Genomic DNA, 20,742 nt, shown 5'->3' on the forward strand with positions numbered 1-20,742 from the left:
CGCCGCGCCCACCGCTGCAGCGTCTCCCGCTCCTGCTCGGTCAACGTCACCACAGCAGGAGGACGTCCAATCCGCGCCATCAACCCACACTAGACTTACCTGGCGGATTTCCGGCGCACGACACTAGCATGCCCGCATGACCGTCCAATGCGGATGCTGCGGAGCCGAGATTCCTTCTACGGACCGCATCGACTACCGGTTGAACCGCCCGGAGCAACTGATCGGCGTACCCGGCGAGCAGCTCGGTGCCCCGACAGGCGGGCTGCTCGTCGGACCGGGCGGCGACTCCTACCTCCGTTGCCTGCTCCCGGTTCGGCTGACCGGCGGAACCGAGCTCGTGTTCGGCGCGTGGATGAAAATCAGCAAGGTCGACGCGATGTACGCACACGCCGTGTGGGACAACGACGCGGAATACACGAATCTGCGCGTGTGCGGCTCGTTCGCGAACATCATCCGGCCGTGGGACCTGTTCGGCGTCCCGGTCGAGGCCGCGGTCCTCAACGCCGACGAGCTGCCGTACTACACCTCGCACCCGGTGCTGGACGGCGAGTGGGACCGCGACGAGGTGCTGTGCCGCATCCGGCAGCCGTTGCCGGTCCCCGTCCGCGAGACGCTCGGCGAGGTCTGGACCGTGGAACGCACCCAGGGCATGCGCTGTGTGGTGGAGGGCCACACCGTCTGGTTCTCGAGCCCCGGCCGCAAGGTGAGCCTCGACGTCTACGCCGACCGCACCGGCGGCAGCCCGAGCGACTTCCTGGGCGCGGTGCTCGACGGCTACCCCGCGAGCGCCGAGCACTCCGTCACGCACGACGGTGAGGAACTGCGGCACGCGTTCTGGCTGAGCGAGGTCATCGACGGCCACGAGGAGCAGGTGTTCCACGGACACGTCGTCCGCCGCGGCACCATGCTTTCCGTGCGCTGCGTGCACCGCTACCCGGCAGACCGCGCGTGGGCGCAGCACGTGCTGAACAGCGTGCGGTACATCGGATGACGGCCTGCCAGTGCTGCGGCGCCGAGATCGACGAGTCCGGCGCGCTCGACCTGAACCTCGGGCTACCTCCAGGTTCGGAGGGCTTCGAACGACTGGCGGGCGGCAAGGTGCTGCTGTCCGGCGACGCCGCGTTCGCCCGGTGCCTGCTACCCGTCGAGCTGACCGGTGACCTGGAGCTGTGGTTCGGCGCGTGGATGCGGGTGAGCGCGGCCGAGGCGCGGCGGGCGGCGGCCGCCTGGGGTGGGCCCGAGTACGCGTCACTGCGGCTGACCGGCACGTTCGCGCACGACCTCAAGCCGTGGGACGGCCTGCACGGCGCTCCGGTCGTCGCCGAGGTGCGCGAGCCCGACTACCTGCCCGAACTCGTGGAACACCCGCTGCTCGGCACGACCTGGGACCGCGATCACGTGCTCAGCGCGTTCCTCGTCGAGCTGCCGGTCTCGATCCGGCAGAAGCTGATCGGCACGTGGAGCATCGAGCGCACCGCCGGCCTCACCCCGCACCTGCTCGACGACGGCCTGCGGTTCGCGGGACCCGGCCGCACGGTGTTCGTCGACATCCGCCGCGCGCAGGGAACGCCCGCGGAGCGCTTCCTGGAGATGGCCCTGGACGGCGCGCCTGCTGTACCCGCTGACCAGCAGTTTCTCGTCCGGGACGGGGTCGAGCTGCGACACGGTTTGTGGCTCACGACAGAAACGGGGCGGCACGAGTTCTACGGGCACGTCGCGCGGTTCGGCGAGCTGCTGCTCGTGACGTGCGTTCACGACGATCCCGCTGACCACGCGTGGGCGCGACACGTGCTCAACAGCGTGCGCTACCGGTCCTGACCGAACGTCAGCCGCATGTCCTTCATCGTGAAGCTGACCAGCGGCGTTCGCCCGGTCAGGTAACCCAGCGGACCGCCGGCCGGGAACAACCACGCGGACCTGGCCACGCTGACGCGTCCGGACATGCGCATCCGCGTGCGCACGTCACGGCCGTCCAAGCGTTGCGCGGTCCAGCCCGCCGCGGTCCACCGGCCCGGCAGTCGCACGCCACCGGCCACCGCGACGGCGGCGATCGACGAGCCTTCACCGAATCGGGCGAGTTTCTTCGGGATCCCCCACATTTCCCGGCCCCCGTCCCGGGACGCCTCGCTGTCGACCCAGATCTGGGGCACCGACACGGCCACGCGGCCCTCGTCGAGCACCGGTGTGGCGACGAGCAGTTCCTCGTAGGTGAGCTCGCTGCCCGGTTCGTACGAAACGAACGCGACGGCCACCAAAGCGTTGCCCGCCAAGGTGATCAGTCGCGCGGTGGACGGCAGGTGAGCGTCCGGTACCAGCTTGCGCGGCACCCGGAACAAGGAGATCACGAGCGAGCCCTGCATGTGCCACGGTTCGGCGGGATACTGCATGCGACGACCGTATCGGGTCGGGTAGACGCCCACCCGCGCACCACGATCACAACGTCAGGGAAATCCCAAGTTTGCGCGAGTGAGCTGGACCACTAATCGAGGTGGACTCACGATTCCGCCATGAACGTCCTGCTGGCATTCGCACTCACCGCGAGTCTCACGACGCCGGTGCACCTCCCCCCGGCCGCACCGTGCCCGGAGAACGTCCCCGCCGGCACCACCTGTTACGAGGGCCGGGACGCCAACGGCGCGTACTACACGATCGCCGTGCCGAAGAGGTGGAACAAGACGCTGGTCGTGCACTCGCACGGCGGCCCAGACCTGGGCGACCCCACGCCCGAGCGCACGCGTGACGACCTGAACCGCTGGGCGGTGATGGTCAAGGAGGGCTACGCGTGGGCGGGCACTTCGTACCGGCGCGGTGGTTACGGCACGCGGATGGCGGCAGAGGACACCGACAACCTGCGCAGGATGGTCAGCGCGATGCTCAAGCCGCACAAGGTCTACCTCCACGGGCAGTCGTGGGGCGGCAACGTCGCGGCCAAGACCATCGAGCTGTACCGGGGTTATGACGCGGCGCTGTTCACCAGCGGCGTGCTGGCCGGCGGCTCGCGCGGCTACGACTACCGCGTCGACCTGCGCGTGGTCTACCAGTACTACTGCGGCAACCACCCGCGGCCGTCCGAGGTGCAGTACCCGCTGTGGCAGGGCCTGCGACCGGGTTCCACGATGACCACCGCCGGGCTGCGCAGCCGGATCGAGGAATGCCTTGGTGTCGTGGGAAACCGCACGCTCGCGCAGCAGCAGAAGCTCGAGGACATCCTCACGGTGACCAAGATTCCCGAGGAAACGCTGAACTCGCACCTGAACTTCGCGACGTTCACGTTCCGCGACATCGTGCACAACCGCCTGGGCGACCGGAACCCGTGGAGCAACGCGGGTGTCGTCTACCAGGGTTCGCACGACGACGTCGCGCTGAACGCCGGTGTCGAACGGTTCGCCGCGGACCCGGCGGCCCGCGCGGAACTGGCCTACGACAGCGACCTCACCGGCAAGATCGACATCCCGGTGCTGACAGTGCACGCGATCGGTGACCCGACGGCGTTCGTCGAACACGAGTCGGCCTACCGCGACACGGTGCTGAAGGCCGGTCGTTGGTACAACCTCGTGCAGACCTTCACCACCGAGGCCACGCACAGCGCTTTCAGCGACTCCGAGTACGCCGCGGCAATGCAGTCGTTGCAGGCGTGGGAGAAGTGGGGTGTGCGCTCGAACCCCTTCCTGATCGCGGCCTCCTGCCCCGCCCACGACCGGAAGTACGGCACGGGTTGCTTCTACCACCCCTGGTACAAGCCGAATTCGTACGAGTCCCGGGTCGCACCCCGCACGTGATCCAACTCGCGCTTGACCTCAAGCATGGTCGAGGTTGCACGATCTTGACCATGACCATCACACAGGACACCACCGAAATCGAGAAGCTCGTCGCCACCGTTCAGCACGCCCAGCAGAACGAACTCCCCGAGGAGTTCATCGGCCTGTTCAGAGAGGACGCCATCTGGACCACCGCACACGGCAAGCGGTTGACCGGGCGGGACGAGATCGCCTCCTTCACCCGCCAGGTCCTGCCCGGCGCCGGAGCGGAGGCGCTTGCCTCCTACGAGGTGGCGCACGTGCTGTTCATCCGGCCCGACGTGGCCGCGGTGAAGGTCCGCCAGCGCCGGGTCGCGCCCGACGGCTCCTACCTCGACGTGGCCGAGGGCTCGCCGCTCTACGTGCTGTCCAGGGAGGACGGTACGTGGCGGATCGCCGCCGGGCAGAACACCGTCGTGCTCTAGCCCGTTTCACCATCGGCCGCGAACACGAAGAACCCCCGTCCCGAGGGGCATCAGGACGGGGGTTCGTCAGGGGGTCGAGCCGGGTTCACCAGTGGGTGTCCTCGACGCAGATCTGGAGCTCGGCGTTCCAGTGGGTGTCGGCGGGGCAGTCGGTCGGGCCCTGGGTGGTGACGGGGACGGACTTCCAGTGGGTGTCGGCGGAGGCAGTTCCGCTCGCGATTCCGAGGATGGCGAGCGTCGCGATGATGAGCGAAACCAGCGTCGAGGCGGCGGACTTGCGGCTGGTGAACATTTCTACCTCCGGTTTTGTCGGGGGCGTTCCCCCTGGCTGACACCAGTTCAGCCACCGGCTCCTTCGGTCCTCGTTCCATGTTCTGTCGGTGTGTGCAGAGCGCTTCGATAGCGACTCGATAGCGGGAGCGACGGGCCCTTTTCTCTCCGAAAAAGGGGGACGAAACTAGCGCCCCTGCAGCGACTTCACCTTGTCGCCGAAGGTCCAGTTCTTCGCGCCGTCCCAGTTGATCGACCAGGTCATCAGGCCCTTGAGCTGACCGCCGAAGCTGTTCCACGCCTGACCGACCAGGGACGGGCTCATGTACCCGCCACCGGCGCCCGGTTGCGCGGGCAGCCCGGGCACCTGCTTGTCGTAGGGCACCTTGATCGTGGTGTCCTGCACGACCAGCCCCTTGTTCAGGCACTGGGTCTGCGCGACGAAGCCCTGCACGGTGCCGGCCTGATAGCTGTCGCCCGAGCACCCGTACATGGACCCGTTGTAGTACTGCATGTTCAGCCACCAAAGACGGCCGTTGTCAGCGTATTTCTTGATGATCGGCAGATAGGCACCCCAAATGGAGCCGTACACGATGCTGCCGCCCGTCACGTACGCGGTCTCCGGCGCCATCGTCAGACCGAACCCCGCGGGCATGGCGGCCAGCACGCCGTCGATGATGCGGATCAGGTTGGCCTGCGAGGCGGACAACTGGTTGATGTTGCCGCTGCCCACCAGCCCGGTCTCGATGTCGATGTCGATCCCGTCGAAGTTGTACTTCTTCAGGATCGGCACGACGGTGGCCACGAACCGGTTGGCCACAGCCGCCGAACTCAGGTCGATGCCCGCCGCGGCACCACCGATCGACAGCAGAATCGTGGCCCCGGCCGCCTTCGCCGCGCACATCTCGGCGGGCGTGGCGACCTTGACGCCGGCGTCCATGCCGTCCTCCCACAGCACCGTGCCGTCGGACCGGATGACGGGGAACGCCGCGTTGATCACGTTGTAGCCGTGCTGCTTGATGCGGCTGTCGGTGATCGGCGTCCACCCGAACGGCGGATGCACCCCGTTCGAGGCGCCGTCCCAGTTCTCCCAGTACCCGTGCAGAACCTTGCCGGCCGGACGGGACTTGAGCGCGCAGGTGTCGGCTGCCTGCGCGGTGGACGGGACGAGCACGGTGCTCACGAGCAGAAGCAGGGCGGTCAGTGCCCTCAGCAACAAGCGGGCAGACATTCGCTCACCTTTCGCTTACAGGCGGCGACCCTTGGTCATTGAAGCACGAAATGGTCCAGACCTCTACAACCCTGACGCGCTCTGCGGCAGGGTTAAACCGCTACTTCAGCAGTGCGGGTGGCGAGTACGGTGCGGCCGTGGCCGGTGACCACGTGCGGGCGGCGGCTCACGGAGACAGCCACGCGGACGCGAAGGAGCGAATGGTGCCAGACGCTGTACTGCGAGGCGTGACTCTGGACTGTGCCGACCCGCGGACGCTGGCGAACTTCTACGGTGCACTGACCGGGATGCGCGAACTCTTCAGCACGGACGAGTTCGTCGCTCTGACGAACGACTCCGGATGCGATCTGGGATTTCAGCGGGTCGACGGATACCGGGCGCCGCAGTGGCCGGGCCAGGACGTGCCACAACAGTTCCACCTGGATTTCCGCGCTGACGACCTCGATGCGACGGAAGAACTGGCCCTGGAACTCGGCGCGGCCAAACCGGACCACCAGCCCGGCGACGGACGCTGGCGGGTACTCCTGGATCCGGCCGGCCACCCCTTCTGCCTGACGTCGTCCTAAGCCCAAGTGGATGCGCTGCTGGCGCACCGACAACGGCCCTGCACCAGCAACGACGACCGCGCCCACGCCCTGGCAGGATTTCTGCACACCTACAACCACCACCGCAGCCACACCGCGCTCGGCGGCCGCTCACCCATCAGCCGAGTCAGCAACCCCGCGAGTCACTACACCTAGGCCGCTTTCAGGGACCAGAGCGTTTCTTCGGTCAGCTTCCAGAGTTGAGCTGCGGCCTCCGGGTCCTGGGCGTAGGCGGCGACGCCGCGCCGGGGGTCGCCGGCGATGTGCGGGGCCGCCTCGTTGCAGTCGTCGAAGTACTTGCCCGAGACGCCTTCGAGGAGCGGGCTGGTGGCTACCACGAGGGTGGTGGCGGCGCCCTGTTCCGGCGTCTTCATGCGGCGGCCCGAGGCGCCGCCGCTCATCCGGATGCGCTCCTGCAGTTCCTCCTGGGTGAGGTGGCGCTGGAGGTTGGTGGCGATGCTGCCGGGCATCAGGGCGTTCATGGTGATGCCCTCGGAGGCCCAGCGGCGGCCTGCTTCGATGCCGAACAGGATGTTCGCGGTCTTGGACTGGCCGTAGGCCTGCCAGCGGTCGTACTCGCGGCGGTCGTAGTGGATGTCCTGGAACACGACCTCCCCCATCAGGTGTGCGGACGAGCTCACGTTCACCACGCGGGCGCCTTCGGCTCGCAGCGAGTTGAACAGGCCGAGGGTCAGGGCGAAGTGGCCGAAGTGGTTGGTGGCGAACTGGAGTTCCCAGCCCTCCGCCGTGCGGGTGAGCGGGGTGGCCATCACGCCCGCGTTGTTGATCAGTAAGTGGAGCGGGCCGTCCCAGTTGCGCGCGAAGGCAGTGACCGACGCCTGGGAGGAGAGGTCGAGCTTGGCCACCGTGATCTTCTTGTTGCCGGTGGCGGCGCACAGTGCGGACGCGACCCGCTGGCCCGCGTCGACGTCGCGGGCGGCGATGGTGACCTCGGCGCCGGCCGTGGCCAGTGCTCGCACGGTTTCCACGCCGATGCCCGACGCTCCGCCGGTGACGATGGCGCGGCGGCCGCTGAGGTCGACGCCCTCGACTGCTTCCAGGGCGGTCGTGTCGAATCCGAATCCAGTGGTGATCATGCCTGCACCTTCAGAGTTTCCTCGGAGACCTTCCACAGCTGGGCGGCTGCTTCGGGGTCGGTCGCGTAGGCGGCGAGGCCGCCGGTCATGCCGGGGGTGTGCGGCAGGGCCTCTTCGCAGTCTTCGAAGTAGAGGCCGGAGCGGCCCTCGACGAGCGGGGACACGGCCAGCACCAGCGTGGTGGCGGCGCCCTGCTCCGGCGTCTTGAGTCGCACCGGCACGGTGTCGCCGCGCTGCCGGCGGCGTTCCGCCAACTCCTCCGGAGTGACGTGGCGCTGCAGGGCCGTCAGGATGACGCCCGGCATCAGGGCGTTCATCGTGATGCCGTCGGACGCCCAGCGCCGGCCGGCCTCGACGCCGAAGAGGACGTTCGCGGTCTTGGACTGGCCGTAGGCCGCCCAGCGGTCGTACTCGCGGCGCTCGAAGTGGATGTCGTCGAACACCACGGGGCTGATCAGGTGGCCGCCCGAGCTGACGTTGACGACACGGGCACCCTCGGCGCGCAGCGCGTCGAACAGGCCGGTGGTCAGCGTGAAGTGGCCGAAGTGGTTCGTGGCGAACTGGAGCTCCCAGCCCTCCGGCGTGCGGGTCAGCGGGGTGGCCATCACGCCCGCGTTGTTGATCAGCAGGTGCAGCGGGCCGTCCCACGAGCGGACGAACTCCTTCACCGAGTCCTGCGAGGTCAGCTCCAGCGGAGCGACGAAGATGCTCTTGTTGCCCGTGGCGGCGGACAGCTCGGCGGCGACCTGCTGCCCCGCCTCGACGTTCCGCGCCGCGATGGTGACCTCGGCGCCCGCGGCGGCCAGCGCCCGCACGGTCTCGACGCCGATGCCCGACGCTCCACCGGTGACCACGGCGCGACGGCCCGAGAGGTCGACGCCCTCGACGACCTCGAGCGCGGTGCTCTCGAAGCCGAACGGGGTGGTGATGCGCTCGCTCATCTCAAATCCCCAACCTGTGTCGTACACTGAAACGGAGGTTCCTCCGGTTCGAGTTCCACACTAAACGGAGGGTCCTCCGTTTGGCAAGTGACTCGATGGAGTGATGAAGTGCGTGCTGACGCTGTCCGCAACCGCGGGTTGTTGCTCGAGGTGGCGCTCGACGCCTTCACCCACGAGAAGGACGTGACGCTCGGCGCCATCGCCAAGAAGGCCGGCGTCGGGATCGGCACGCTGTACCGGCACTTCCCCACCCGCGAGGCCCTGATCGAGGCCGTCTACCGCACGGAGCTGGAGAAGCTCTGCGACGCCGCGCCCGAACTCCTGCAGACCCACGAGCCGGAAGCCGCGCTGCGGGAGTGGATGAACCGCTTCATCGCCTACGTCGCGACGAAGCGCGACCTCAAGGACGCCCTGCAGGCCGTGATCGCACTGGGCATCAACCCGTTCGAGCACAGCCGCGCCAAGATGACGACCGCCCTGCACCAGCTGCTGACCCCGCTCGGCGCGACCGCGGAACCCGTGGACGTGCTGACGATGCTCATCGCCGTCGGGCAGAACGGTGACGCGGATCAGGCGAAGCGGATGCTGAACCTGATCATGGACGGGATTCTCCACGGCGCCCGGAACGCTGCTCCTCGAAGCGCTCCACCAGCGCCGGAACCTCGTTGAGCAGGTACGTGTAGAAGTCGCGCATGTAGGTCAGCCGGCCGTACGCGGGCCCCGCCCCGACCGCGTCGACACCCCGCTCGACCGCCGACAGCACGTCGTCGATGATCGAGTGCTGCCGCGAGTACAGCGTGGTCCAGGCGTTGTCGCGCATCCGGAAGTGCTCGCGCCGGCTCCCCGCCACGAAACTGCGCTCGATCAACCCCATCTGCGCGACCATCTTGATGGCGCCGGACACCGACCCGGCGCTCACGCCCAGCTCCTCCGCCAGGTCTCCCGCGGTCAGCGACTCCTTGTCGGAGAACAGGAACGCCGCCAGCGCCCGCGCCGCCATCCGCTGCATCCCGGCGCCGACCAGCGCCAGCGCGAGGCTCTCGGCCGCTTCCCTGCGATCTGTCTCGCCCGTCACAGTCACCCAGTCTTCAGAAATTTCTGAACGTTCGCTAGCCTCGATCCTAGGGGGAAGGGGCTGGTTATGGCCACCAGTACAGCGGGCACAGCACTCGTCGTCGGCGCCGGGGTCGCGGGCCTCGCGACCGCACTTCGGCTGAGCCGCAGCACGTGGGAGGTCGTCGTGCTCGACCACGGCACGCGCCCGGCACCCGTGCGACTCAAAGGTCCCGATCTGCAGGCCGCGAAACGGCTCGCCGCCCTGCCCTGGCCGCTGCACTACGAGACCCGGCACAGCAAGGTCACCGCGCTGCACCCCGACCGGTTCGGCGTCACGGTCGCGTTCAACGACCACGAAGACGAGTGGTTCGACGTCGTCGTGTGCGCCCAACCGTGCTGCGAGGCCGAGCGATTACCCGGCCTGCGCCTCGAATCCTGGTCCCGCGACCACGTCGCGCTGCTCTACCGGGCCGTCCGGGACACCGGCATCCCGCTCTCCGCGGCCGAACTGCTCGCCGACGCGTTCGACATCCACCCGGACGACCACGCCGCCTTTGCTTGGTGGGAAGCCACCCTGAAGCCGCACACGATTAGGCGCGCCTTTACCCGCGTTCGGTAAGCCTGCTGGTCATGACCACGTTACGGAGACGTACCTTCATCGTGGGCAGCCTCGTGGGAGCAAGCGCCGGAGTCCTCACCTCCAGTCCGGCCAACGCCATCGGCTACCCCTTCACCCTGGGCATCGCGTCCGGCGAACCGGCCGCCGACGGATTCGTGATCTGGACCCGGCTCGCCCCCAACCCCCTCGCCGCCGACGGTCTCGGTGGCATGCCGAACACCAACACGGCGGTCGACTGGCAGGTGGCCACCGACGAACGCTTCACCGCCGTCGTCCGGACCGGCACGTTCACCACCCAGCAGGCGAGCGCGCACTCCGTCCACGTCACCCTCACCGGCCTCGAACCCGGCCGCGAGTACTGGTACCGCTTCCGCACCGGCGGTCACCTCTCCCCCGTCGGCCGCGCCCTCACCGCACCGGCCGTCGGCACCTCCCCCGAACTGACCATGCTCTTCGCGTCGTGCGCGCACTACGAGGAGGGCTACTTCACGGCCTACCGCCGGATGGCCGAGGAGCACCCCGACCTGATCCTGCACCTCGGCGACTACATCTACGAAGGCGCCGCCACCACCACGAAGGTCCGCGAGTTCGCGCCCGACGCCGAGATCAGCTCGCTCGCCAACTACCGGGTCCGCCACGCCCAGTACAAGGCCGACCCGGACCTGCAGGCAGCGCACGCCACCGCACCGTGGCTGGTCGTCTGGGACGACCACGAGGTCGAGAACAACTACGCCAACCTGATCCGCAACGACACGAACCCCGCCGGTGACTTCAAAGCCCGGCGCGCGGCCGCGTACAAGGCGTACTACGAGCACATGCCGCTGCGCAGCGCCCAGGCCCCCACCGCCGAGAACATGTTGCTGCACCGCAGGGTCCGCTGGGGCAGCCTCGCCACGTTCCACATGCTCGACACCCGCCAGTACCGCAACGACCAGGCGTGCGGCGACGGCTCGAAGGTCTGCCCGGAAGCCGACGCAGCGAACCGCACGCTCACCGGCACCTCGCAGGAGACGTGGCTGATCGACGGCCTCCGCCAGAAGCTCGGCACGTGGGACTTCCTGGGCCAGCAGGTGTTCTTCGCCCAGAGGCTCAACAGCGCGGACGGTGCCAGGAGCATGGACGCGTGGGACGGCTATACCGCCAACCGCACCCGCATCCAGAACGCGTGGGACACCAACGGCAACAAGGGCACCGTGGTGCTCACCGGTGACGTGCACCGCAGCTGGGCCGCGAACCTCATGCAGAACTACCAGTCGCAGAACCGGATCATCGGCACCGAGCTCGTCACGACGTCGATCACGTCCGGCGCTGACGGCAACGCGGCCGACAACAGCCTCAACCCGACGCTGAACCCGCACGTGAAGTACTTCAAGAACCTGCGCGGCTACGTCAAGACCCGCACGAACTCCACGCAGATGCGCGTCGACTTCCGCGCCGTCGACAAGGTCACCGTCCGCGACTACCCGGTGAAGACCGTCGGCAGCTACGTGGTCGAGGCCACCAACCCCGGATTGCAGGCGCCGTGAAGACTCTGCTGATCGCCAGCCTGCTGCTGGCCCCCGCGCCCATGACGTGGTCCACGGTCAACAGCGAGTCGACCGGCGACCAGGACAACGCGTCCGTCTCGGCCACCCGCAACGGCTACACGGCCGTCGTGTGGGAGGACGACCGCGACACCACCGACCCCGCCGACCCGGTCCACTCGGACGTCTGGATCCGGCTCTACAAGGAGGGCGCCTCCGTCTACGAGAAGAAGCTGAGCACCGGCGGCACCGGCAACTGGCGCCACTGGCAGCCGGACGTGGCACTGCACGAGAACGGCAGCGCCGTCGTCGTGTGGTCGGAAGACCCGGACGGCAACGGTTTCTACAACATCGCGGTCCGCTCGGTCAGCGCCTCCGGCACCGTCTCGGGTTCCGGCACGGCCAACGCCAGTGCCGACGGCCAGCAGCACTTCCCCAGCATCGCGGCGGATCCGGACACCGGCGGCTTCGCGGTCGCGTGGGAGGACAAGCAGGGCACGAACCCGTCCACCGTGCGGGTGAGCGGGTTCGCGTCGATCTCCAGCAAGACCTACGAGGCACAGGTCAACAACGCCGGCGGCACCCACGCGAAGCCCCAGGTCGCGATGGGTGCCGCAGGCAACGCGATCGTGGCTTGGGAGGCGGACGCGAACGTAGCCCGCAAGATCCTCACCCCGTCCGGCGGCGTGAAGCTGGCGCAAACCACCACGGGACAAGGAAAACGCCCCGCCGTGGCCGCCAACTTCAACGGTGACTTCGCCGTCGCCTGGGAACAGGCCGGTGTCCGCACCCAGTCGTTCACCGCGGCCGGAGCGGCCAGGACCGGAACGGCCCAGACCACCGGCACCGACCCGCAGGTCGGCATCGACGACCAGCTCGGCGTCGCGGTGACCACGGCGGAGGCGCAGGACGTCTACACCCAGGTCTACAACCCGGACGGCACCACCACCGGCCGGCCGGAGCGACAGCTCACGGTCTCGAAGGCCGACGGCAGGCAGGACGAGCCCGCCGTCGGTGTCGACCCGTGGGGCCGCGTCACCGTCGTCTACACCGACGACAACGACGGCAACGGACACGACCAGGTCTACCTCGGCACCGGACTGACCACCCAGGCCTGGTGACCTGGTGCCACCGCACTAGCGCTGATCGAGAGGCCTGCGTCGCTGGTGGACGTCCAGCAGCGACGCGGGCTTCCAGAACCCGTTCACGTCGTAGGTGTCGGTACCGGGCGGCACGATCTCGTCGATCCGGTCCAGCACGTCGTCGGTCAGCACCAGCGAGGCGCCCTCCAGCAACGACTCCAGGTGCTCCATCGTGCGCGGCCCGGTGATCGCCGAGGTCACCGCCGGATGCGACGTCACGAACGCGATCGCCAGCGCGGGCAACGACACCCCGATCTCGTCGGCGAGCTTCGCGAACTGCTCCACCGCGTCGAACTTCGCCGCGTTCTTCGGTAGCGACTCGTCGAACCGGTCCGGGGTCAGCGTCGCCCGGAACGCCTCGGCCGACGCGCCCCGCCGGTGCTTGCCCGACAGGAACCCGCTGGCCAGCGGGCTCCACACCAGCACACCCATCCCGAGCCGCTGCGCCGTCGGCAGCACCGACCGCTCGATCCCGCGCGCCAGCATCGAGTACGGCGGCTGCTCGGTCCGGAACCGCATCAGCCCGCGGTCGAGCGCCACGTGGTGCGCCTCGACGATCTCCTCGGCCGGGAACGTCGAGCACCCGAACGCCCGGATCTTCCCGTCCCGCACCAGATCCGTGAGCACCGACAGCGTTTCCTCGACGTCGGTCGTGTAGTCCGGCCGGTGCACCTGGTAGAGGTCGATCCAGTCGGTGTCCAACCGCCGCAGGCTGTCCTCGACGGCGCGCACGATGTAGCGGCGCGAGTTGCCGCTGCGGTTGCGGCCCTCGCCGAGCGGGAAGTGCACCTTCGTGGCCAGCACGACGTCGTCGCGGCGGCCGGCGAGAGCCTTGCCGACGATCTCCTCGGACTCCCCCGCCGAGTACATGTCGGCGGTGTCCACGAAGTTGATGCCGGCGTCGAGCGCGCGGTGGATGATCCGCACACCCTCGTCGTGGTCGGAGTTGGCGACATCGCCGAACATCATGGCGCCGAGGCAGTGGTGGCTGACCTCGATGCCCGTTCCCCCGAGTACGCGATAGCGCATGTTCATGAGCGAAAACCTACGAACTAGAGTCGACTCTAGGTCAAGAACATATGATCGAAGCATGCAGTTGAGCATCGGACAGGTCGCCGAACGCACCGGGCTGAGCGTGCACGCGCTGCGCTTCTACGAGAAGGAAGGCATCCTCGCCCACCAGGTCCACAGAGGACCGGGCGGCCGCCGGGTGTACACGCAGCAGGACGTCGACTGGCTGCGCATGTGCATCATGCTGCGCATGTCCGGGATGCCGGTGCCGGAGATCCGCCGCTACACCGAGCTGGTCCGCCAGGGCGACGGCAACGAACCGCAGCGCCTGGACATCCTCAAGGAGCACCAGGAACGCGTCCGGCAGCAGATGGTCCAGCTGCAGGAGTGCCTGGACACCATCACCTACAAGGTCGGAATCTACGAGGAATACGTAAATTCGATCGCCGCGAAGGCGGTCGGCCAATAGCCTCGGGCGCATGCCCGTCGTGCTCTCGCTGAACATCGCCCGCCAGACGGTTCCGGTGGACTACGCCAAGACGGGCGTCACCGCCATCGACAAGCGGCCCGTCGACGGACCGCTCGAGGTCAGCCCGCCCGGCCCGAAGGGCAGCGGGGGCAGCGGCATCCACGGCGACCTGATCGGCGACTGGAACCACCACGGCGGCGACTACCAGGCGGTGTACGGCTACGCCCGCGAGGACCTGGACTTCTGGCAGGCCGAACTGGGCGTCGACCTGGACAACGGCCAGTTCGGCGAGAACCTGACCACGCAGGGCATCGACCAGACGCACGCCCTCGTCGGCGAACGCTGGCGCGTCGGCACCGCGCTGCTGGAGGTCACCGGGCCGCGCGTGCCGTGCCGGACTTTCGCAGGCTTCTTGGGGCAGCGCGGCTGGGTGAAACGGTTCACGCAGGTCAATCGGCCCGGCGCCTACTTCCGCGTGCTGGAGGCCGGGCTGATCGCCTCCGGTGACGAGATCACCGTCGTGCACCGGCCGGACCACGACGTCACCGTCGAGATGTACTTCCGGGCCGTCCTCACCGAAGCCGACCTGCTCCCCCGCCTGCTGGAGGCGGGAGATTCGGTGTCACCCGGGGTGATCGAGCTCGTGCACAAGCGCAAGACCGTCGAACTCGATTCCTGACCGAGCACGCCCTGTGACCCCGGCCCCATTCGTATTACGCTCGCAAACCTGCTGACTGGTGAGTCGACCACGTTCGACAGGTGGTGGCGGGTGCGACGAGGCGCCAAGGATGACAAGCGGTTCACCGGCCTGACCATCCTCGCGGCGACCACCGGCTTCGTGCTCTTCCTGCCCCCTCTGCTCACCGTCGCGAAGAACGCGGGCACCATCGCGGGCGTGCCCGCCGTGGCGGCCTACCTGTTCGGCGCGTGGCTCGTGATGATCGCGCTGGTCGCGCTGCTCGTCCGCCGGTCGGGATGATCCGGCGTGCTCCAGACGTGGTTCCTCGTCGGTGTGTCCGTCGCCTACCTCGCCGTGCTGTTCGCGATCGCGTTCTACGGCGACCGCCGCGCCGACGCCGGCCGCAGCATCGTCGGCCGCGGCACGATCTACGCGCTCTCGCTGGCCGTCTACGCGACGTCGTGGACCTACTACGGCAGCGTCGGGCGAGCGGCGTCGACCGGCGTCGGCTTCCTGTCGATCTACCTCGGACCGACGATCATGCTCGCGCTCGGATGGCTGGTGCTGCGCCGGATCATCCACATCAGCCACCGGCACCGCATCACGAGCCTCGCCGACTTCGTGTCCGCCCGCTACGGCAAGAGCGTGCGGCTCGGTGGCCTCGTGGCGGCGATCGCCGTGGTCGGCGTCGTGCCGTACATCGCCCTGCAGCTCAAGGCGGTGTCCAACACCTTCGAGATCATCCGCCGCGCCCCGGCGGTCACGCCGTCCTCCGCGCTCGGCCAGGTGCCGGTCCTGGAGGACACCGCGCTGTACGTGGCGCTCCTGCTGGCCGGCTTCACGATCCTGTTCGGCACCAGGCATCTCGACGCGACCGAACGCCACGAGGGCATGGTCACCGCGATCGCGTTCGAGTCGGTGGTGAAGCTGGTGGCGTTCGTCGCGGCCGGCATCACCGTCACCTGGGGCCTGTACAACGGTTTCGGCGACCTGTTCAGCCAGGCGGCGCAAGCCGGACACACCGCGTTGTTCACCCTCGGCGACTCGACCGGCACGTGGGTGTGGCTGAACGTGTTGTCGCTCTTCGCGATCGTGCTGCTGCCGCGCCAGTGGCAGGTGGGCGTGGTGGAGAACGTCGACGAACGGCACGTCAAGCAGGCGATGTGGATGACGCCGCTGTACATGCTGCTGATCAGCGTGTTCGTGCTGCCGATCGCGGCCGCGGGCCTGCTGCGGTTCGGCTCCGGCGCCGAAGCGGACACGTTCGTGCTGACCGTGCCGATGGCGGCGGGCCTGGACGCGTTGGCACTGCTGGTGTTCGTCGGCGGTCTGAGCGCGGCGACCGGCATGATCATCGTCGAGACGGTGGCGCTGTCCACCATGGTGTCGAACTCGATCGTCGTGCCGACGCTGCTGCGCCGCGGCTACCGGGGCAGGCTGGCGCGCCTGATCCTCGTCACCCGGCGACTGTCGATCGTCGCGATCCTGCTGCTCGGCTACGCGTACTTCCGGCTGGCCGGCGAGAGCGCCGCGCTGGTGTCGATGGGCCTGGTGTCGTTCGCGGCGGTCGCGCAGTTCGCCCCGGCGATCATCGGCGGCCTGTACTGGAAGGGCGGCACCCGCGACGGCGTCATGGCGGGCCTCGTCGGCGGGTTCGCCGTGTGGACCTACACGTTGCTGCTGCCCAACTTCGCGGTGACGGGCTGGCTGCCGCGCGGTTTCCTCGACCACGGCCCGTTCGGCGTCGAGGCGCTGCGTCCCGAACACCTGCTCGGCATCACCGGCATGGACAACATCAGCCACGGCATGTTCTGGAGCATGCTCGTCAACGTCGGCTGCTACGTCGTGGTCTCGCTGCTCGGCCGCCCGCAGGCCCGCGAACAGGCCCAGGCGGTGCTGTTCGTCGACGCCCTCGACGACCCGACCCGCCCACGCCTGTGGCGCAGCCACGTCCCGGTGCCGGCGCTGCACGACCTGCTCGTCCGCTCCCTGGGCCACCGCGCGGCCGCGAAAGCGCTCGACGGCGTGGACCTGGAGTCCGACCAGGACGCCGACCCGGACCTGGTGCACCACGTGGAAACCGTGCTGGCCGGCGCGGTCGGTGCCGCGTCCGCCCGGATGATGCTCACCTCGATCGCCGGCGAGGAACAGCTCGGCGTCGAGGAGGTCATGGAGATGCTCGACGAGGCCTCCCAGGTGGCGGCGCTGGAGGAACGGCACCGGCTGGCACGCGAGCTGCACGACTCGGTCTCCCAGGCGTTGTTCTCGATGACCCTGCACGCTCGAGCCGTCGAACTCGCGCTGCACAAACAGGGCGGCGACCCCGACGGCCCGGTCGCGCGCGGCATCACCGAACTGCGCGGCCTCACCCAGGACGCCCTCGCCGAGATGCGCGCCTCGCTCTTCCAGCTCCGCCCCGACGCGCTGCGCGAAGACGGCCTGGCCGAGGCGATCCGCAAGCAGTCGGCCGCCATCGCCTCCCGCGAGGACGTGGTCATCGCCGTGGAAGCCCCCGGCTACCGCCTCTCGCTCGACGACCGCGCCGAGGAGGAGCTGTTCCGCGTCGTGCAGGAAGCCGTGCACAACGCGATCAAGCACGCCCGTCCCGGCCGCATCGACATCACCCTGTTCGAAGACGACGGCTTGATCATCGAAGTGTCCGACGACGGCACGGGATTCGACCCCGCTACGGTCTCCTCCAGCGGCATGGGCCTGGTGAGCATGCGGGAGCGGATGAGAAGAATCGGTGGCGGACTCGTCATCGACAGCACCCCGGCGGGTTCCACGACGGTCCGCGCGGTGCTCCCCTCGGCAGCGGCAGGAGAGGCACGGTGACTGCGGTGACGGCGCCCCCGATCCGGGTGTTCCTCGTCGACGACCACGCGGTGGTGCGACGCGGCATGCGGGCGTTCTTCGAGATGCTCGACGACATCGAGGTGATCGGCGAGGCGGGCGACGGCCAGGCGGCCCTCGACGAGCTCGCGGCCCGCGCCACCGCGGCCGACCTGCCGGACGTGGTGCTGATGGACCTGCTGATGCCCCGCCTCGACGGCATCGGCGCCACGAGGGCCATCAAACAGCTGTATCCCCAGGTGGAGGTCGTGGCGCTGACCTCATTCTCGGAAGCCGAACGCGTCCACGTGGCCCTGGAAGCCGGTGCCGCCGGGTACCTGTTGAAGGACGCCGAGGCCGACCAGGTGGGAGCAGCGGTGCGCGCGGCCGTGCGGGGGCAGGTCCACCTCGACCCGGCCGTCGCCCGCACCTTGACCCGGTCCCTGGTGGCGCCGCAGCGGACGGCTACCGCGCTCACCCCTCGCGAGCGCGAGATCCTGGTGCTGGTGGCGCACGGGAAGTCGAACCGCGACATCGCCGAGGTGCTCGTGATCTCCGAACGGACCGCGCGCACGCACGTGTCGAACGTGCTCAACAAGCTCGGGCTGGCGTCGCGGACTCAGGCGGCGTTGTGGGCGGTGCGCGAAGGACTGGTGACCGGGCAGTGAGCACCACGGAGGCGTTGGCGACGCAGCTGGCCGAACTGCGCGCCCTGGACCCGGACCTGCCACCCAGCACACCGGTGACCGAGCCGGAGCTGGCCGGGCTGGAACGTGCTCTCGGAGCCGCTCTGCCCAAGGCGTACCGGGACTTCCTGCTCCACGTAGGCACCGGGCCAGGCCCCTACTACGGGTTGCACCGCGTCGCCGACCTCCACCTCAACGCGACTGACCGAGACACCGCGGGGACGTTCCCGCTCACCCCAGCTGACTTCGAGGAGCACTTCCTCACGGCGCGGGCGAAGTCGATCGAGCTGGACTTCGACGCCCCCGGCTGCCTGGAGATCGGGCACCAGGGCTGTGCGAACTCCACCGTCCTGATCCTCACCGGCGACCTGGCCGGCACGGTGTGCGACGTCTGGGAGAACGAGTGGAGCCCCGCGCGCACGCCCGGCGTGCAGCCGCTCGGCCTCACGCCGACGTTCGACGAGTGGTACGGCGAGTGGCTCACCGGCCGCCTCGCCGCGCTACAGGAATAGCAGCACGACCAGCGGTGGGACGCCTTCTGCCGCGACGCCTCCCCACGCCTGGTTGCGCGGCCTGCTCATGGCCAGCTGGTCGGCGACGGCCAGCACCACGCTGCCCAGCAGCATGAACCAGGACACGTAGATCACCAACGTGCGCCCGACCAGCTCGTGGCCGGAGTGCACGGCGATGAGGCCGGCGATCAGCCCGCACGCCAGGAACAGGTTGTAGAAGCCGACGCCGAACGCCCACAACCTGATCGCCGGCACGTCCGAGGCGGGTTGCCCGAACACGCTCTGGTGCACCCGGTGGATCAGGAACGCCTCCCACACCCACACGACCAGATGCACGAGAACGGCGACGACCGCCGCGATCTGGGCGACGACGCTCACAGGGTCACCCCGTGGCGCGGCAGTGCTTCCAGACCGTGCGCGGACAGGTCGCGGAAGAAGGCGCCCATGGCGTCCCCGACGGCGAACGCCAGGAACTGCGCGGACGGCGTGTGCACGGTGAACGTGTGCGGTGCGTTGGGCGGGATGGCGATCGCGTCGCCCGGTGAGAGGTCGTGGAGTTCGCCGTCGAGCAGCACGGCCATGCGTCCGTGCAGCACGTAGTAGCACTTGGGCCACGGGGTGCGGTGGGGCGGTGCACCCTCGCCGCGGGGTGCGTCGACCTCGAACAACTCGTAGGCGCCGTCGGTGTGCTTGCCGGAAATGCGGACGGTGATGATCGCATCAGGTGCGGTCAGCTCTTCGCTCGTCGTAGTCGTCATGCGAACAAGGGTCTGCGCGACACACCAGCGAGGACATCCCGGAAAACTGGGATGCGCGGACCCGTCGGGAGCGGCGCATACTGCCAACCATGTGGGAGGGCCGGGCGCTGGGCGTGCGGCGCGACGTCACGGCACTCGCGTCGGCGGGGCTCGACGTCGCCGAACTGCACGCGGCGGCCATCGCGCTGGTGGACCGGGTGGTGCCGTGCGAGCTCACCTGCTGGGCGTCGATGGACCCCGACTCGGGCGCGATCAGCTCGATGACCAGCGGCGTCAACCGCATCCCGCAGCAGTACGAGCCGCTGCTCGCGGCCTGCGAGTACACGCCGGGCGAGCCGCACACGTTCACGCAGCTGGCCCGGCGCGGCGACACGGTGGCGCGGCTGGAGGACAAGCGGTCGGCCCGTCTCAACGAGGTCTGGCGGCCGCTGGGACTCAGCCACGAGCTGCGCGCGCTGTTCCGCGCCGACGACACCTGCTGGGGTGCCGCGGGCATGGTGCGCACCAGCGACTTCAGCGAGCGCGAGACCGAGTTCATGGCCTCGGTGGCACCCGCGCTGGGCGCCGCCACCCGAGTCGCGGCGCGCACGGCCGCGACCAGGTCCGGGGTGCCCGCGATCGTCGTGGTGGCGCGGGACGGGACCATCAGGGCGTCGACGGCCTCGGCCGCGCGGTGGCGGGACGAGCTGGAAGAGGTCGCGCCGGGACGGTTCGCGGTGATGCTGCGAGCAGCCGCCGCGGGAGCCAGGACAGGCCCGTTCAAAGCCAGAGTCCGGGACGCGCACGGCGGCTGGATCCTGCTGGAGGCGAGCGAGCTCGTCTCCGACGACGACTTCGAAGCGGCCGTGACGATCAGCCGGGCGTCCAAGGCGGAGCTGATGGGTCTGCTGCTCAAGGCGCACGGGGTGACCGCCCGTGAGCAGGACGTCTGCCACGAGGTGCTGGCCGGGCAGCCGACGTCGGAGATCGCCGCACGGCTCGCCATCTCGCCGTACACCGTGCAGGACCATCTCAAATCGCTCTTCGCGAAGTTCGGTGTCCGCAGCCGCGCGGAACTTGTCGCCAAGCTGTCATAACGGGCTCGTGCGCAACTAGGGACGTTAGAGGGAT

General features: G+C 68.9%; 25 protein-coding genes and 1 pseudogene. 17 read left to right on the top strand and 9 right to left on the bottom strand.

The window, feature by feature from the left end:
- Nucleotides 1–136: 136 nt before the first annotated feature.
- A complete protein-coding gene (locus G7043_RS43590; RefSeq protein ID WP_166054906.1) occupies nt 137–991 on the top strand; it encodes a hypothetical protein in 855 nt (284 codons plus the stop codon).
- A complete protein-coding gene (locus G7043_RS43595) occupies nt 988–1,818 on the top strand; it encodes a hypothetical protein (protein WP_166054908.1) in 831 nt (276 codons plus the stop codon). The genes G7043_RS43590 and G7043_RS43595 overlap by 4 nt, the downstream gene beginning before the upstream one ends.
- Here the strand turns inward: G7043_RS43595 and G7043_RS43600 are convergent.
- Nucleotides 1,806–2,387 carry an acetoacetate decarboxylase family protein gene (locus G7043_RS43600; protein WP_166054910.1) on the bottom strand — a complete coding sequence of 194 codons (582 nt, stop codon included), beginning with the start codon at nt 2,385–2,387 and terminating at the stop codon, nt 1,806–1,808. The two genes, G7043_RS43595 and G7043_RS43600, sit on opposite strands and share 13 nt — an antisense overlap.
- Before the next feature lie 120 nt (nt 2,388–2,507).
- Here G7043_RS43600 and G7043_RS43605 point away from each other — a divergent pair, with 120 nt between their 5' ends.
- Together G7043_RS43605 and G7043_RS43610 are read left to right on the top strand one after the other, a co-directional pair.
- Nucleotides 2,508–3,779: a hypothetical protein gene (locus G7043_RS43605; RefSeq protein ID WP_166054912.1), complete on the top strand. Its 1,272-nt coding sequence runs from the start codon at nt 2,508–2,510 to the stop codon at nt 3,777–3,779.
- Between the two features lie 50 nt (nt 3,780–3,829).
- Nucleotides 3,830–4,222 carry an SgcJ/EcaC family oxidoreductase gene (locus G7043_RS43610; protein WP_166054914.1) on the top strand — a complete coding sequence of 131 codons (393 nt, stop codon included), beginning with the start codon at nt 3,830–3,832 and terminating at the stop codon, nt 4,220–4,222.
- Between the two features lie 85 nt (nt 4,223–4,307).
- Here the strand turns inward: G7043_RS43610 and G7043_RS43615 are convergent, their stop codons facing one another.
- Both G7043_RS43615 and G7043_RS43620 read right to left on the bottom strand, forming a co-directional pair.
- Nucleotides 4,308–4,514, bottom strand: coding sequence for a hypothetical protein (locus G7043_RS43615; RefSeq protein ID WP_166044524.1), 207 nt, complete (start codon nt 4,512–4,514; stop codon nt 4,308–4,310).
- A 165-nt stretch (nt 4,515–4,679) separates the two neighbouring features.
- Nucleotides 4,680–5,723, bottom strand: a complete 1,044-nt coding sequence (locus G7043_RS43620) for a chitinase (RefSeq protein ID WP_166054916.1) — start codon at nt 5,721–5,723, stop codon at nt 4,680–4,682.
- 227 nt (nt 5,724–5,950) lie between these two features.
- On the opposite strand from G7043_RS43620, the gene G7043_RS43625 reads away from it, so the two are divergent.
- The gene (locus G7043_RS43625) at nt 5,951–6,289 is read left to right on the top strand and encodes a VOC family protein (protein WP_313888382.1); all 339 of its coding nucleotides are present in this window, start codon (nt 5,951–5,953) and stop codon (nt 6,287–6,289) included.
- 33 nt (nt 6,290–6,322) lie between these two features.
- Nucleotides 6,323–6,463, top strand: a pseudogene (locus G7043_RS43630) (IS481 family transposase); the annotation flags it as partial.
- Here the strand turns inward: G7043_RS43630 and G7043_RS43635 are convergent.
- Nucleotides 6,460–7,404 carry an SDR family NAD(P)-dependent oxidoreductase gene (locus G7043_RS43635; protein ID WP_166054918.1) on the bottom strand — a complete coding sequence of 315 codons (945 nt, stop codon included), beginning with the start codon at nt 7,402–7,404 and terminating at the stop codon, nt 6,460–6,462. The pseudogene G7043_RS43630 and the gene G7043_RS43635 overlap by 4 nt on opposite strands.
- Nucleotides 7,401–8,345 carry an SDR family NAD(P)-dependent oxidoreductase gene (locus G7043_RS43640; RefSeq protein ID WP_166054919.1) on the bottom strand — a complete coding sequence of 315 codons (945 nt, stop codon included), beginning with the start codon at nt 8,343–8,345 and terminating at the stop codon, nt 7,401–7,403. Before G7043_RS43640 ends, G7043_RS43635 begins: the two co-directional genes overlap by 4 nt.
- Before the next feature lie 108 nt (nt 8,346–8,453).
- On the opposite strand from G7043_RS43640, the gene G7043_RS43645 reads away from it, so the two are divergent.
- Nucleotides 8,454–9,014, top strand: coding sequence for a TetR/AcrR family transcriptional regulator (locus G7043_RS43645; protein WP_313888383.1), 561 nt, complete (start codon nt 8,454–8,456; stop codon nt 9,012–9,014).
- On the opposite strand, the gene G7043_RS43650 is transcribed toward G7043_RS43645, so the two are convergent.
- Nucleotides 8,941–9,420: a GbsR/MarR family transcriptional regulator gene (locus G7043_RS43650; protein ID WP_313888384.1), complete on the bottom strand. Its 480-nt coding sequence runs from the start codon at nt 9,418–9,420 to the stop codon at nt 8,941–8,943. The genes G7043_RS43645 and G7043_RS43650 overlap by 74 nt on opposite strands.
- Nucleotides 9,421–9,486: 66 nt before the next feature.
- Here G7043_RS43650 and G7043_RS47915 point away from each other — a divergent pair, with 66 nt between their 5' ends.
- From G7043_RS47915 to G7043_RS43665, 3 genes are read left to right on the top strand one after another with little or no spacing between them, the layout of a single operon-like run.
- Entirely contained in the window at nt 9,487–10,020 is a 534-nt protein-coding gene (locus G7043_RS47915; protein WP_207312539.1) for an FAD-dependent oxidoreductase, read from the top strand.
- Between the two features lie 11 nt (nt 10,021–10,031).
- Nucleotides 10,032–11,546, top strand: coding sequence for an alkaline phosphatase D family protein (locus G7043_RS43660; protein ID WP_166054924.1), 1,515 nt, complete (start codon nt 10,032–10,034; stop codon nt 11,544–11,546).
- On the top strand, nt 11,543–12,664 hold the full coding sequence (locus G7043_RS43665) for a hypothetical protein (RefSeq protein ID WP_313888385.1): 1,122 nt from the start codon (nt 11,543–11,545) through the stop codon (nt 12,662–12,664). Before G7043_RS43660 ends, G7043_RS43665 begins: the two co-directional genes overlap by 4 nt.
- Before the next feature lie 15 nt (nt 12,665–12,679).
- On the opposite strand, the gene G7043_RS43670 is transcribed toward G7043_RS43665, so the two are convergent.
- Nucleotides 12,680–13,714 (bottom strand): aldo/keto reductase, encoded by a 1,035-nt coding sequence (locus G7043_RS43670; protein WP_166055209.1) that lies wholly within the window; start codon nt 13,712–13,714, stop codon nt 12,680–12,682.
- Nucleotides 13,715–13,775: 61 nt separating this feature from the next.
- Here G7043_RS43670 and G7043_RS43675 point away from each other — a divergent pair, with 61 nt between their 5' ends.
- The 6 genes from G7043_RS43675 (at nt 13,776) to G7043_RS43700 (ending at nt 18,874) form a co-directional block, all read left to right on the top strand.
- Nucleotides 13,776–14,165 (top strand): MerR family transcriptional regulator, encoded by a 390-nt coding sequence (locus tag G7043_RS43675; RefSeq protein WP_166054926.1) that lies wholly within the window; start codon nt 13,776–13,778, stop codon nt 14,163–14,165.
- Between the two features lie 10 nt (nt 14,166–14,175).
- Nucleotides 14,176–14,844, top strand: coding sequence for an MOSC domain-containing protein (locus G7043_RS43680; protein ID WP_166054928.1), 669 nt, complete (start codon nt 14,176–14,178; stop codon nt 14,842–14,844).
- A gap of 90 nt (nt 14,845–14,934) precedes the next feature.
- Nucleotides 14,935–15,144, top strand: coding sequence for a hypothetical protein (locus G7043_RS43685; RefSeq protein ID WP_166054930.1), 210 nt, complete (start codon nt 14,935–14,937; stop codon nt 15,142–15,144).
- Between the two features lie 6 nt (nt 15,145–15,150).
- Nucleotides 15,151–17,679, top strand: coding sequence for a histidine kinase (locus tag G7043_RS50245; RefSeq protein WP_166054932.1), 2,529 nt, complete (start codon nt 15,151–15,153; stop codon nt 17,677–17,679).
- Nucleotides 17,676–18,344 carry a response regulator gene (locus G7043_RS43695; RefSeq protein ID WP_166054934.1) on the top strand — a complete coding sequence of 223 codons (669 nt, stop codon included), beginning with the start codon at nt 17,676–17,678 and terminating at the stop codon, nt 18,342–18,344. The genes G7043_RS50245 and G7043_RS43695 overlap by 4 nt, the downstream gene beginning before the upstream one ends.
- Nucleotides 18,341–18,874 carry an SMI1/KNR4 family protein gene (locus tag G7043_RS43700; protein ID WP_166054936.1) on the top strand — a complete coding sequence of 178 codons (534 nt, stop codon included), beginning with the start codon at nt 18,341–18,343 and terminating at the stop codon, nt 18,872–18,874. Before G7043_RS43695 ends, G7043_RS43700 begins: the two co-directional genes overlap by 4 nt.
- On the opposite strand, the gene G7043_RS43705 is transcribed toward G7043_RS43700, so the two are convergent.
- Both G7043_RS43705 and G7043_RS43710 read right to left on the bottom strand, forming a co-directional pair.
- Complete coding sequence (locus G7043_RS43705; RefSeq protein WP_166054938.1) at nt 18,863–19,252, bottom strand: DUF1304 family protein; 390 nt, start codon at nt 19,250–19,252, stop codon at nt 18,863–18,865. The genes G7043_RS43700 and G7043_RS43705 overlap by 12 nt on opposite strands.
- Nucleotides 19,249–19,632 carry a cupin domain-containing protein gene (locus G7043_RS43710; protein WP_166054940.1) on the bottom strand — a complete coding sequence of 128 codons (384 nt, stop codon included), beginning with the start codon at nt 19,630–19,632 and terminating at the stop codon, nt 19,249–19,251. The genes G7043_RS43705 and G7043_RS43710 overlap by 4 nt, the downstream gene beginning before the upstream one ends.
- A gap of 89 nt (nt 19,633–19,721) precedes the next feature.
- On the opposite strand from G7043_RS43710, the gene G7043_RS43715 reads away from it, so the two are divergent.
- The gene (locus G7043_RS43715; protein ID WP_166054942.1) at nt 19,722–20,708 is read left to right on the top strand and encodes a helix-turn-helix transcriptional regulator; all 987 of its coding nucleotides are present in this window, start codon (nt 19,722–19,724) and stop codon (nt 20,706–20,708) included.
- The last annotated feature ends 34 nt before the right edge of the window (nt 20,709–20,742 follow it).

This window comes from Lentzea alba, from assembly GCF_011067745.1.
Classification (GTDB): Bacteria; Actinomycetota; Actinomycetes; order Mycobacteriales; family Pseudonocardiaceae; genus Lentzea; species Lentzea alba.

Bases quoted from the DNA above. Each gene is read 5' to 3' on its own strand.
- G7043_RS43670 (WP_166055209.1), bottom strand. From the start codon at position 13,714: ATGCGCTATCGCGTACTCGGGGGAACGGGCATCGAGGTCAGCCACCAC.
- G7043_RS43595 (WP_166054908.1), top strand. From the start codon at position 988: ATGACGGCCTGCCAGTGCTGCGGCGCCGAGATCGACGAGTCCGGCGCG.
- G7043_RS43615 (WP_166044524.1), bottom strand. From the start codon at position 4,514: ATGTTCACCAGCCGCAAGTCCGCCGCCTCGACGCTGGTTTCGCTCATC.
- G7043_RS47915 (WP_207312539.1), top strand. From the start codon at position 9,487: ATGGCCACCAGTACAGCGGGCACAGCACTCGTCGTCGGCGCCGGGGTC.
- G7043_RS43680 (WP_166054928.1), top strand. From the start codon at position 14,176: ATGCCCGTCGTGCTCTCGCTGAACATCGCCCGCCAGACGGTTCCGGTG.
- G7043_RS43635 (WP_166054918.1), bottom strand. From the start codon at position 7,404: ATGATCACCACTGGATTCGGATTCGACACGACCGCCCTGGAAGCAGTC.
- G7043_RS43600 (WP_166054910.1), bottom strand. From the start codon at position 2,387: ATGCAGTATCCCGCCGAACCGTGGCACATGCAGGGCTCGCTCGTGATC.
- G7043_RS43640 (WP_166054919.1), bottom strand. From the start codon at position 8,345: ATGAGCGAGCGCATCACCACCCCGTTCGGCTTCGAGAGCACCGCGCTC.
- G7043_RS43620 (WP_166054916.1), bottom strand. From the start codon at position 5,723: ATGTCTGCCCGCTTGTTGCTGAGGGCACTGACCGCCCTGCTTCTGCTC.
- G7043_RS43605 (WP_166054912.1), top strand. From the start codon at position 2,508: ATGAACGTCCTGCTGGCATTCGCACTCACCGCGAGTCTCACGACGCCG.
- G7043_RS43715 (WP_166054942.1), top strand. From the start codon at position 19,722: ATGTGGGAGGGCCGGGCGCTGGGCGTGCGGCGCGACGTCACGGCACTC.
- G7043_RS43590 (WP_166054906.1), top strand. From the start codon at position 137: ATGACCGTCCAATGCGGATGCTGCGGAGCCGAGATTCCTTCTACGGAC.
- G7043_RS43675 (WP_166054926.1), top strand. From the start codon at position 13,776: ATGCAGTTGAGCATCGGACAGGTCGCCGAACGCACCGGGCTGAGCGTG.
- G7043_RS43710 (WP_166054940.1), bottom strand. From the start codon at position 19,632: ATGACGACTACGACGAGCGAAGAGCTGACCGCACCTGATGCGATCATC.
- G7043_RS43610 (WP_166054914.1), top strand. From the start codon at position 3,830: ATGACCATCACACAGGACACCACCGAAATCGAGAAGCTCGTCGCCACC.
- G7043_RS43660 (WP_166054924.1), top strand. From the start codon at position 10,032: ATGACCACGTTACGGAGACGTACCTTCATCGTGGGCAGCCTCGTGGGA.